The sequence below is a fragment of the Mycobacterium sp. genome (assembly GCF_049278535.1).
Classification (GTDB): domain Bacteria; phylum Actinomycetota; class Actinomycetes; order Mycobacteriales; family Mycobacteriaceae; genus Mycobacterium.
This window is the reverse complement of the sequence record NZ_JBAPMI010000183.1, coordinates 1-11166: the sequence shown is the minus strand read 5'-3', so window position 1 is coordinate 11166 and position 11166 is coordinate 1. Positions and strand designations below refer to the sequence as shown.

At 65.1% G+C, this 11166-nt stretch carries 14 protein-coding genes; 5 read left to right on the top strand and 9 right to left on the bottom strand.

Going from position 1 to position 11166, the window contains the following annotated elements; translation table 11 throughout:
• The 4 genes from WAO18_RS12355 to WAO18_RS12340 all read left to right on the top strand — a co-directional run.
• Positions 1-215, top strand: a 215-nt coding sequence (locus tag WAO18_RS12355; RefSeq protein WP_422206562.1) for a hypothetical protein, incomplete at its 5' end; no start/stop codon positions are given.
• A 350-nt stretch (positions 216-565) separates the two neighbouring features.
• Positions 566-1414, top strand: a complete 849-nt coding sequence (locus WAO18_RS12350; RefSeq protein ID WP_422206563.1) for an HAD family hydrolase — start codon at positions 566-568, stop codon at positions 1412-1414.
• A gap of 41 nt (positions 1415-1455) precedes the next feature.
• A complete protein-coding gene (locus tag WAO18_RS12345; protein ID WP_422206561.1) occupies positions 1456-1968 on the top strand; it encodes an FAS1-like dehydratase domain-containing protein in 513 nt (170 codons plus the stop codon).
• 36 nt (positions 1969-2004) lie between these two features.
• Positions 2005-2874 carry a cyclopropane mycolic acid synthase family methyltransferase gene (locus WAO18_RS12340; RefSeq protein ID WP_422206560.1) on the top strand — a complete coding sequence of 290 codons (870 nt, stop codon included), beginning with the start codon at positions 2005-2007 and terminating at the stop codon, positions 2872-2874.
• Positions 2875-2883: 9 nt separating this feature from the next.
• On the opposite strand, the gene WAO18_RS12335 is transcribed toward WAO18_RS12340, so the two are convergent.
• The 9 genes from WAO18_RS12335 to WAO18_RS12295 all read right to left on the bottom strand — a co-directional run bounded on the left by WAO18_RS12335 (position 2884) and on the right by WAO18_RS12295 (position 10493).
• Positions 2884-3951 (bottom strand): lysophospholipid acyltransferase family protein, encoded by a 1068-nt coding sequence (locus tag WAO18_RS12335; RefSeq protein ID WP_422206559.1) that lies wholly within the window; start codon positions 3949-3951, stop codon positions 2884-2886.
• Positions 3952-3971: 20 nt separating this feature from the next.
• The gene (locus WAO18_RS12330; RefSeq protein ID WP_422206558.1) at positions 3972-5072 is read right to left on the bottom strand and encodes an SDR family oxidoreductase; all 1101 of its coding nucleotides are present in this window, start codon (positions 5070-5072) and stop codon (positions 3972-3974) included.
• 67 nt (positions 5073-5139) lie between these two features.
• Positions 5140-5241, bottom strand: a complete 102-nt coding sequence (locus tag WAO18_RS12325; RefSeq protein WP_003402602.1) for a 30S ribosomal protein bS22 — start codon at positions 5239-5241, stop codon at positions 5140-5142.
• Positions 5242-5455: 214 nt separating this feature from the next.
• A complete protein-coding gene (locus tag WAO18_RS12320) occupies positions 5456-5707 on the bottom strand; it encodes a cell division/environmental response transcriptional regulator (RefSeq protein ID WP_422206557.1) in 252 nt (83 codons plus the stop codon).
• Between the two features lie 139 nt (positions 5708-5846).
• Positions 5847-6722: a pyrroline-5-carboxylate reductase gene (proC, locus tag WAO18_RS12315; protein WP_422206556.1), complete on the bottom strand. Its 876-nt coding sequence runs from the start codon at positions 6720-6722 to the stop codon at positions 5847-5849.
• Positions 6723-6758: 36 nt separating this feature from the next.
• A complete protein-coding gene (locus WAO18_RS12310; RefSeq protein ID WP_422206555.1) occupies positions 6759-7574 on the bottom strand; it encodes a thioesterase family protein in 816 nt (271 codons plus the stop codon).
• Between the two features lie 85 nt (positions 7575-7659).
• Positions 7660-8502: a sugar phosphate isomerase/epimerase family protein gene (locus tag WAO18_RS12305; RefSeq protein WP_422206554.1), complete on the bottom strand. Its 843-nt coding sequence runs from the start codon at positions 8500-8502 to the stop codon at positions 7660-7662.
• A gap of 9 nt (positions 8503-8511) precedes the next feature.
• Entirely contained in the window at positions 8512-9495 is a 984-nt protein-coding gene (locus WAO18_RS12300) for a hypothetical protein (protein WP_422206553.1), read from the bottom strand.
• On the bottom strand, positions 9492-10493 hold the full coding sequence (locus tag WAO18_RS12295) for a hypothetical protein (RefSeq protein WP_422206552.1): 1002 nt from the start codon (positions 10491-10493) through the stop codon (positions 9492-9494). The genes WAO18_RS12300 and WAO18_RS12295 overlap by 4 nt, the downstream gene beginning before the upstream one ends.
• A gap of 56 nt (positions 10494-10549) precedes the next feature.
• Here WAO18_RS12295 and WAO18_RS12290 point away from each other — a divergent pair.
• On the top strand, positions 10550-11166 hold a 617-nt coding region (locus WAO18_RS12290; RefSeq protein ID WP_422206551.1), incomplete at its 3' end, for a hypothetical protein.

Genomic DNA, 11166 nt, shown 5'->3' with positions numbered 1-11166 from the left:
TGGCCAAAAAAATCGCCGGGAAAACATTCTCCACACCAGAAGAAGCAGGAGTCACCCCGCCAACCGAAGAGGAATTGGCGCACTACCGCAAACTTTTCGACGAGGGTCAGGAGCGGATCGACCGCCTCACTGAAGCCGACTATTGGACGGAAGTCCCGAAGAGGTTCCGGGATGACATGTCCGGTACCGAGTACGAAGGCTGGCAAGACAAGTAGTCGCTAAAGAAATCGCGGGAAAGATTTTCTCGACACCTGAAGAAGCCGGTGTTACCCGACCGACTGAAGCGGAGCTGGCGAACGCGCGCAAGTTATTCGACGAGTTTCAGGAGCAGATCGACCGCGTGCCTGAGGAAGACCGTTAGACCGAAGTCCCGAAGAAATTTTGGAACGACACTTCCGGCACCGAGTACGAGGACTGGCAAGACCACTAGGCACACAGCCCGCCAACCCCGGCTCAACGCATCGTTGGCAGATAGTGTGAAACCGTGACCGCTTCCGGCGGCCCGGGCACTGTCGAACCCGGCCCCCATGCAGAACCCGACCCCGCTGAGCAGCAGTTCGAGACGTTGGCGACCAATGCCAGCGCCGAGCGTGCGCTGGCAGACATCCAGGCCGACGAAGCCGCGAATCCCGAGCAGCCACCTGTCGACTTGACCGCGGCAGCGTTCTTCGACGTCGACAACACCTTGGTGCAGGGCTCGTCGCTGGTCCACTTCGGCCGCGGCCTGGCCGCCCGTAAGTACTTCACCTATCGCGACGTCCTCGGATTCGTCTACGCGCAAGCCAAGTTTCAGGTCCTCGGCAAAGAGAACAGCAACGACGTCGCCGCCGGCCGCCGCAAAGCCCTGGCCTTCATCGAGGGTCGATCCACCGACGAGCTGATGAGCCTGGGCGAAGAGGTTTACGACGAGATCATCGCGGAGAAGATCTGGGAGGGCACCCGCGACCTGGCCCAGATGCACCTCGACGCCGGCCAGCAGGTCTGGCTCGTGACCGACACGCCCTACGAGCTCGCGATCACCATCGCCCGCCGCCTTGGCCTGACCGGCGCACTGGGCACGGTCGCCGAATCGGTAGACGGCATCTTTACCGGCCGGCTGGTCGGCGACATCCTGCACGGCCCCGGCAAAGCTCACGCGGTGCGTTCGCTGGCCATTCGCGAGGGCCTCAATCTGAAGCGCTGCACCGCCTACTCCGACAGCTATAACGACGTGCCGCTGCTGTCCCTGGTCGGGACGGCCGTGGCGATCAACCCCGACGCCGCCTTACGCGACTACGCCCGCAAGCGCGGCTGGGAAATCCGCGACTTCAGGACCGCCCGCAAGGCCGCACGGATCGGCGTACCGTCGGCTCTGGCACTGGGCGCGGCGGGCGGCGCACTGGCTGCGGTGGCATCGCGGAGGCAAGCTCGCTGATAGGCTGCGCCGCTGAGCACCCATAGAGTGGAGAGCAGCGCATGTCATTGCCCGCGGGCGCCGAGGACCTGATCGGAACGCACTACCGGTACCCGGACTACTTCGAGGTAGGGCGCGAGAAGGTCCGCGAGTTTGCACTCTCCATCAAGGACTCACATCCCTCGCACCAGTCCGAGGAGTCCGCCGCCGAGTTCGGCTACGACAACGTGGTGGCGCCGCTGACGTTCCTGGCGGTCGCCGGGCGGCGCGTCCAGATGGACGTCTTCACCAAGTTCGACATCCCGATCAACATGGCCCGGGTGCTGCACCGCGACCAGAAATTCCTGTACCACCAGCCGATCAAGGTCGGCGATCGGCTGTACTTCGACACCTACCTGGATTCGGTCATCGAGTCCCACGGCACGGTGATCGCCGAGATCCGCAGCGAAGTCACAGACGTCGACGGCAACCCCATCATCACCAGCATCGTCACCATGCTCGGCGAGTCGTCAAACCCCGACGCGAACGCTGAGGCGACAATCGCGGCAATTGCATCCATCCGGGCTGGCGCTTAGTGTCAGCCGGAACCTTTCAGGGGGGAACCCAAATCAATGAGCTCTAATCTCACTCCGCACTTTGACGACGTCCAGTCGCATTACGACCTATCGGACGACTTTTACCGGCTCTTTCTCGACCCCAGCCAGACCTACAGCTGCGCCTACTTCGAGCGCGACGACATGACGCTCGAAGAGGCTCAGCAGGCGAAGGTCGACCTGTCGCTGGGCAAACTGGGCCTGGAGCCCGGCATGACCCTGCTCGACGTGGGCTGTGGCTGGGGGGCCACGCTGCGCCGCGCGATCGAGAAGTACGACGTCAACGTAATCGGCCTGACGTTGAGCAAAAATCAGGCCGCCCACGTGCAGAAATCGTTCGACGAGCTGGACACCCCGCGCTCCCGGCGGGTGCTGTTGAACGGCTGGGAGCAGTTCCACGAGCCAGTCGACCGGATCGTCTCGATCGGCGCCTTCGAGCACTTCGGCTTCGATCGCTATGACGACTTCTTCAAGATGGCGTGGAACGCGCTGCCGGCCGGCGGCACCATGATGCTGCACACCATCGTGGTCCCCAGCGAAAAAGAATTCGAAGATCGGGGCATCAAGAGAACCATCTCGATGGCGCGATTCGCCAAGTTCATGATGGACGAGATCTTCCCAGGTGGCCGGCTGCCTTCAGTGGCGCTTGTCGAGGAGCACGCGACCAAGGCGGGCTTCGAGGTCGCGCGGATTCAGCCGCTGCGACTGCACTACGCGCGGACCCTGGATCTCTGGGCGGAGGCATTGTCGTCTCGCAAGGACGAGGCCATCGCGATCCAGTCCGAAGAGGTCTACGAGCGCTACATGAAATACCTCACGGGGTGCGCCAACCTGTTCCGCGAGGGCAGCTGCGACGTAGCCCAGTTCACCCTGGTCAAGCCGGCTTAACTCAAACCCTCAGCCGAAGAACATATTGCGACGGCCGGCCAGCAGCTGATACAGCGTCTGCTGGATGGTCTCGCGCACCTGGTCGGTCAGCTCGAAGGTGACCATTGGATCCTCGGCGTCAGCGCCCTCGTAGTGCGCGGTGTCGATCGGTTCACCGAACGCGATGTGCCATTTCGACGGCAACGGCACCAACCCGGCCGGGCCGGCCAGCGGGAACAGCGGGGTGATCGGGAAGTAGGGCAGCCCGAACAACCGCGCCAGCAGCCGAACGTCGGTCAGCATCGGGTAGATCTCTTCGGAGCCCACGATCGAGCACGGGATGATCGGCGCCTTGGCGCGCAACGCTGCCGCCACGAAACCACCGCGGCCAAACCGCTGCAGCTTGTAGCGGTCCTTGAAGCGCTTACCCAGACCCTTGTAGCCCTCCGGGAACACGGCAGTCAATTCGCCCGCGGCCAGCAGACGGTGTGCATCAGCGGTGCACGCCATCGTGTGTCCGGCCTTGCGGGCCGCCGCGCTCACCATCGGTAGGTCGAACACCATGTCGGCGGCCAGCAGACGCAGATCCCGATGCGCAGGATGCTCGTCGTGCACGGCCACCGAGGCCATCAGCCCGTCGAACGGCAGCACGCCGGCATGGTTGGCCACCACCAGGCCCGCGCCGGTATCGGGTAGATGCTCGATCCCGCTGACCTCGACCCTGAACCACGAGTTGAAGAAGAATCGCAGCAGCGGCCGCACGATTGCATCGTTGAAGTGTGGGTCGAAGCCGAACTCGTCGACGTGGTAGTCGCCCATGAGCCGGTGCCGCAGAAAATCGGCGACCGCACTGACCTTTTGCGCGAGCTCGTTGCTCGGCTGATCGGCGTCGGATCGACTGCCCGCGCCGCGACGGTGCTGATCGATTTCGCGTACGACCGCGGCGATCTCGTCGGCGGATGCGCGGGTGTCGGGTTCGGAGAGGAGTGAGGGATGCTGACGAGAGGTATGGGTGCGTTGCCCGGCACGCCGCTGAGCCGCTGCACGGCCTGAATTCCCGTGCAGCGGAATGACTTTCGCCTTCGAATCGCCCGCCATTAGTAAACCTCCCCCCACCCTTAGTTGATTGTGGTTCGGCCACCAAAGCGCTGCGCTGCTGCTACGGCCCGACCTTCAATGGAGCCTACCCATTCGGGGTCGATAATGGGAGTCAAACCTCGGCCGCGTACATAATCGTCAAAAGCCTCCGCAGTCGACCACTTCGGGTGGTATCCGAGCTCTTGTCGCATCCGCGTTGTGTCCATCACCCGGCCGTAGCTCAGGTAGTCGAGTTGCTCACGATTGATCTCGGTGTAGCGGTTGGCCCGACGCAGTGAATCCAACGCCGCGAGACCAAATCCCGGTACCGGGAGCGCAACTCGGCCGGCCCGCCGGATCGCCTGCGACAGCATGATGACCCCGCTCGCGCCGATGTTGAAGGTGCCGGCCCTGCCGGCCATCACCGCGCGCTCCAAGGCACCTAGCGCATCCTGCTCGTGCAGCATCTGCAATCGGGCGTCGCGGCCGAGCACCGTGGGGACCAGCGGCCCGGCCAGGTAGCGCGACAGCGAGGTTTCCATCGCCGGGCCGATCATGTTGGCCAGCCGCAGAATCGTCACCGCGATGTCGGGCCGCCGCCGGCCCAGCCCGCGGGTGTAGCCCTCGATGTCCAGGCTGTCCTTCGGAAAGCCTTCCCGGAAAGGACGGCGGCTGCTGCTGTCCTCGGTGAACATCACCGGGTCGTGCGCGCTGGAGCCGTACACCTCGGAGGTCGACTTCAGCACCACGCGACGCACTGACGGCGCGTTCTGGCAGGCCGCAAACAACTGCATCGCCCCGAGCACGTTGATTTCCTTCAGCGCCGCGCCGCCGCCGGAGCGCGGCGCGAACGACGCGGCCGCGGCGTGAACCACGGTGTCGACGTCGCCGTTTCGGATCACCTTGGCGACAAAAGGGTTGCGAATGTCGGCCCGGACGAATTCGGCGCGACCCATTCGCCGGAGCATGTCCTTGCTGGGCGCGACCGCGTCCACCGCGATGACCCGGTTGATCATCGGGTTTTGCGCCAACCGGGCGGTCAGGTAACCGCCCAAGAACCGGCACGCCCCGGTGACCAGCACAACTTTCGGGTATTGCACGGCATCGGTGCCGGTACCTGACTGACCGTCCGACGACTCCACGTGATTAGCCTATCGACCTCGCGCTGGCGCGGCATCGGCTGCGAACGAGGGCAGCCGCGAGCAGAAGTTACTTACCGAGTTTTCTGCGCTGCACCCGCGTGCGGCGAAGCAGCTTACGGTGCTTCTTCTTCGACATCCGCTTGCGCCGCTTCTTGATTACTGAACCCATAACTCCGCTATCTGTGTGGCGGCCCGAGTCCGCCATGGCCGGGCATATGCAATAACCCAGACACTCTACCCAGGTGAGCGCATCGAACACCAAAGCCGGTGCCGGCACCCAAATCCGGCGCAGCGGTCAACGGGCCATGCGGGCACCACAAACCGCATCCGGGTACTCCGGATGCATCGGGACACGCAGAACCCCGCATTGCCGCACTGGAACGCTATCCAGCGTCGAAGTAGGAGGTCTCCAGCATGTCGTGCACGGCTTTCGCGTGCACGCGGAAGGATCGCCCGACGCGGACCGCGGGCAGCTCACCGTTGTGAACCAGCCGGTAGACCGTCATCTTGCTGACCCGCATCAGTGCCGCCACTTCAGCAACCGTCAGGAATTGCGTCCGGGGCTGCTGACCGTCAACGGAACCTGTGTCTCGTCCCGATTTACCGCCAGCCGATGGCCCGTTCATAGACGTCATCGCAACCCAATCAGTCAGGCTCCTGCAGTCCCAGCGGCTTCCCCTCCGCTGGCACCCACAGGTGCATACCAAGTAGGAGAATAGCGGGACTAGTGTGGTTATTGCGACGGGTGGTGGCAAATAAATAAAATTCTATAAATTACTCAGGTGTAATTCTTAGCTGCTCAGACCGTGTTTTGGCGGCCCGTACCGCCTCGTCGACCGCCGCCCGCAAACCGTGCTTTTCCAATTCCCGCAGCGCAGCCGCAGTAGTGCCACCCGGCGAGGTAACAACCGCGCGCAGCAGCGCCGCAGTGGTATCCAGCGACAGGTCACGCCGGGCGTCGCTGCCGGTCCCCCGGTCCTGTTCCATCCTGTCCAGCAACAACGCCGCCGAGCCGGCCACCGTCTGCGCCACCAACTCGGTGGACACCGCGCGACTCAGCCCCACCCCGACGCCGGCGTCCACCAACGCCTCGATCATCAAGAAGAAGTACGCCGGACCCGAGCCCGAAACGGCCGTCACGGCGTCCATGTGCTCCTCGGAGACCGTCAGCACCGCACCTACCGAGTCGAACAGCGCGGCGACCTCCTTGAGCTGCTCAGGGGTCGCGAAACGGCCCGCAGCCATCGCGCTGATCCCCGCACCGACCAACGCCGGTGCATTGGGCATCACCCGGACCACCGGGGTCCCGGCCAGCAGCTTGGATTCCAGGTAGGTCGTCGTGACCCCGGCCGCGACCGAGATGAACACCTGATCCGGGCTGTCGTGGGCAGCGGCCGCGGTGACCTTGCCGATCTCGCCGACTACCGAGCCGACGTCGGAAGGCTTGACGGCGATGATGACGAACGTCGCGTTCTCCACCGCGTCGGGCAGCGACGTCACCAGCACGCCGTACGTCTCAGCGAGGTAGCGGGCACGGTCGGGCATCCGCTCGGCCACCGCCAGGTCCTTGACCTGCCGCCCGGCCCGCAGCAAGCCCGACAGCAGGGCTTCGCCCATGCTCCCCCCACCCACGAGCGCGATTCTGGCCATGCCGCTAAGCATCGCAGACCGGTGCGACTTTCTCAGCTAGGGCGCGGGCACCATCGCCAGCTGGCGGCTTTGCACCACAATGCGACCCTCGGAGTCGACGACGGTGTGGTCTTCGTCGAACCAGTCCTGACCGATCTGCACGCAGGTGCAGACCACCCGCAGCCAGCCGTCGGCCGGCAGACCCCTCAGATAGGCGGTGAGCTGCACGGTCGGCGCCCAGCCGGTGCGGTCCACGGCGAAACTGACCGGCGCCGAGATGTCTCCGCACATCAACGCGAACAGCACATCGGGTGCCGCGTCGCGAGGGCGCACCCAGTTCTGAATCACCGGCGGCTTGCCATCGGTGGAGATGCCCAGCGTCGAGGTCAACGTCCGCACCTCGCAGCCCTCGGCCAGGTTGACCAGCCCGGCCAGCCGGTGACCGGGGGCGATCGGCAGCACGTCGTCGGGCGGTTCGGGAGTCATCAGGCCCGCCGCCGGGTTGGCCGAGATCAACGGCGGCACCAGATGCTCCGGCTCGCCGAGAGTGACCACCGCGTGCACGGCGGTGCGATCGCCCTGGGTCAGCTCGACGTCGACGACGCTGACCCGGCGTCCCCGCTTGCGCATCGACGTCACCAACCGCATCGGACCGGGATCGGGCGCCCACAGGAAGCTGGCCGAAACCGCAACCGGCTCAACGGGTCCGCCGTGAGCGGTGCGAGCGGCGTTGGCGCACAACGCAACCATCGCACCGCCGTGCACCTTGGGCCCGATGGTCCAGCACTTGTTCAGCTCGCCCTCATAGACGTTGTACACGCCGTCGGCGTCGATCTCGCGAAGCTGCATCGCTTCGGTGAATAGCGCGGTCAACTTGTCGAATTTCCTTCTGGGTCAATGGCGCCGCTCCACCTACCTACCTCGGATCGCGCTGCCGTGTTCATCGTCGTCGGCGGTGTCAACGCAACAAATGCGTGCGGGCGAATTGCAACGACTCGGACAGGATTGCCTCGCGTTCGTGAGCTGACCGCGCCGACGACGTGGACACCTCCAGCACGACGTGGCCGGCGAAGTCGCCGGCAGCCAACATCTGGCAGACCTCGACTGTGGGTTGGTTGCCGCGGCCCGGCGCCAGGTGTTCGTCGGCGGGTAGACCGGTGCCGTCGCACAAGTGCAGGTGCACCAGGCCAGAACCCATCCGCTCGGCCATGTCCAGCGCGTCGGTGCCAGCCGTCGCGGAGTGCGACAAATCAAGCGTGTAGTGGGCGTGGTCACCGTCCAGTGGGTCATAAGACGGAGCGAACGCCGAAACGCCCGGCCCGGGTCCACCGCCGCGTCGACGCATCCGCTCCATCGTCTGGCCGGAACCGAACAACCGGTCGGCGCGGAACGGAAACATGTTCTCCACGGCCACCAGGATGTCGGTGGACGCCTCGAGTTCTGCTACCTGCTCGGTGAAGCCTTCGACGTAGCGGCGCTGCCACCGGAACGGCGGATGCACGACAACGGTCTGGGCGCCCAGCTTCTCGGCGGCCCGCACGCTGCGATCCAGCTTGGTAATCGGGTTGGCGCCCCACACCCGCTGCGAGATCAGCAGACACGGCGCATGCACCGACAGCACCGGCATCTTGTAGCGCCGTGAGAGTTTGGCCACCGCGCCGATGTCCTGGCTGACCGACTCGCCCCACACCATCAGCTCGACGCCGTCGTAGCCGAGGTTGGCCGCGTACTCGAAAGCGGCCTCAGTCTTCTCCGGATAGACCGAGGCCGTCGACAGACCGACCTTGATGGCTGGGCGCACGTGGAGCGCTTAGCCGGATTGCAACAACGCTAAGGGGCCCAGTGTGACCAGCGCCCCCACCGCCACCGCAATCAGCGTGCTGCCGATGTCCTCGGTCTTGCGCACCACCCGCACCCCGACCACCAGGCCGAGGATGACGAGCACCGAGAGCACCAGCGCGACGATGTTGTTCCACCGCCACAGTTGGTCGAACGCGATGAACAATCCTGCGCCGAACGCGACGGCCAAAAACGATTGCAGCACAACCATTCCGCCGAACCGCATGCTCTCCGAGCGGGACCACGTGTGTGGCTCACCGTCAGCGTCGAAGTCGTCTTCGGGGTAGTCCTCTTCCTCGGCGACGTCGTCGATGTCGTGGTAGGCCGCATCGCGTGAGTCGACGTCGTTGGCCGTGGACGACTGCAGGTACGAGCGCACGTAGGCGGAGTCTTCAATGACCGGCTCGGCTTCTCGCACATCGGTGTCCATCACGTCCACCGACATACCCGCGTAATCCTCGAGTGGATCGGGATTCATCCCCTCGGCGCCGGCCCGGTCCGACGACTTATCGTCCCGCTGCTCGGCACGGTCGGGGTCGGGCCGCCCGTTGGTGCGCACCGGGCGCGGATACGCGCTGCGCTGGAGCCGTGCTTCTCGCTGCTCGGTCGCCGATTCGCGTGGACGGGGCGGCGCCGATGCCGGCCAACGCGGCTCGGGTTCCGACCAGTACTTCTCGGCGGGCTTCTCGACGGGTGCTTCGGCAACGTCTTCGTCGACGTGGGCGATTCCGTGGGCCCGGTGGGCACGCGATCCCGAACCCGGCCTATCGGCCGACTCGGGCTCCATGTCGTCGGTGATGATCGGGATCTCGCCGGTCAGTTCGGCGACGGTCACCGCGTCGGAGTTGCCGCGGCGACGGCGACGGCGCGCCGGGGCCGGGGCGCCGAGCGTGCCGTTTTTGGCCAGCAACTCGGCGACCGATATGGGTCGGGTGGTGTCGTGTGGTCCGGTCATTTCTTGCCGCCATTCCGCTCGGCTCGCCGACTACCAGCATCTCGCACGGAAGTCTCAACGAAGGCGGTTCCGTCGGCCTCACTATCGAGCTTTCGCAAGATGAGACCTTCCCGTAACGCCCACGGGCAAATGTCCACCGTTTCAATTGACAGCGCTCGCATACTCGCCTCCGCGACCAGAGCTCCCGCCACAATTTGCGGCGCGCGCTCGGCGCTCACCCCTTCCAGTTCTGCACGGTCAGCGGTCGTCATCCTAGATATGAAAGATATGAGTTGTCTGAGGCCATTCGCCGTTAGCGTTCTCTTAACGCGTGGTCCCGCGGCCGACGGCGCGGCACCCGTGAGCCGGGCCAGCGAGCGGAAAGTTTTCGACGTTGCCACTGCGAGATCGGGGCTGCCGGCGTCGAGCATTTTCGCCGCGGCGTCGGCCATCTCGGCGTCCAGCCAGTCACGCAGCATCCCGACTCGGCGCCGCCCTGGCGGGTCGTCGCTGAGCCATTCACGGGTCAGTCGTCCGGCGCCCAGCGGCAGCGACAACGCGACTTCGGGTTCCTCGTCGACGCCGTTGGACAGCTCCAGCGAGCCGCCGCCGATGTCGAGGTTGATGATCCGCCCCGCACTCCAGCCGTACCAGCGGCGAACCGCCAGGAAGGTCAGCCGCGACTCGTCGACGCCGCGCAGCACTTGCAGCTGCACTCCGGTCTCTTTGCGCACCCGGGTCAGCAGATCATCGGAGTTCTTGGCGTCGCGCACCGCCGACGTGGCGAACGCCATCAGCTCGGCACACCCCGAGCTGTCGGCGATCTTGTCGAACTCCTCGATCGTCTCGATCAGCTTGTCGGCGCCCTTGCGGGTGATCTTGCCGGAGTTGTCGATTGACTCGGCCAGCCGCAGCGTGGCCTTGGTCGAACTCATCGGCGTCGGGTGCCCGCCGCGGCGGGCATCCACCACGAGCAGGTTGACCGTGTTGCTACCGACGTCGAGAACACCTAATCGCACGAGACACAACCTTACGTGTGAGCAGCCTGGCCACGGATTGGTCTACCGTTAAAACTGTGGCAAGTGCGCAGCCAAACCATCCCGGTGAAGTCGAATTGGACTTCGCCCGTGAGTGGGTCGAGTTTTACGACCCGGACAACCCCGAGCACCTGATCGCCGCCGACCTGACGTGGCTGCTGTCCCGCTGGACGTGCGTGTTCGGCACGCCGGCGTGTCAGGGCACGGTCGAAGGCCGGCCCGACGACGGGTGCTGCTCGCACGGAGCGTTCCTGTCCGACGACGACGATCGGGCCCGCCTCGACGATGCTGTGGCCAAACTCACCGACGACGACTGGCAGTTCCGCGAAAAAGGTTTGGGCCGTAGGGGTTACCTCGAACTCGACGAGCACGAAGGCGAACCCCAGTACCGCACCCGCAAATACAAGCAGGCGTGCATTTTCTTGAACCGGCCCGGCTTTGCCGGCGGTGTTGGCTGCGCCCTGCACAGCAAGGCCCTCAAGCTGGGTGTGCCGCCGTTGACGATGAAACCCGATGTCTGCTGGCAGCTGCCGATCCGGCGCAGCCAAGAGTGGGTGACCCGGCCCGACGGCACCGAAATCCTCAAGACCTGGATCACCGAATACGACCGCCGCGGCTGGGGCTCCGGTGGCGCCGACTTGCATTGGTATTGCAC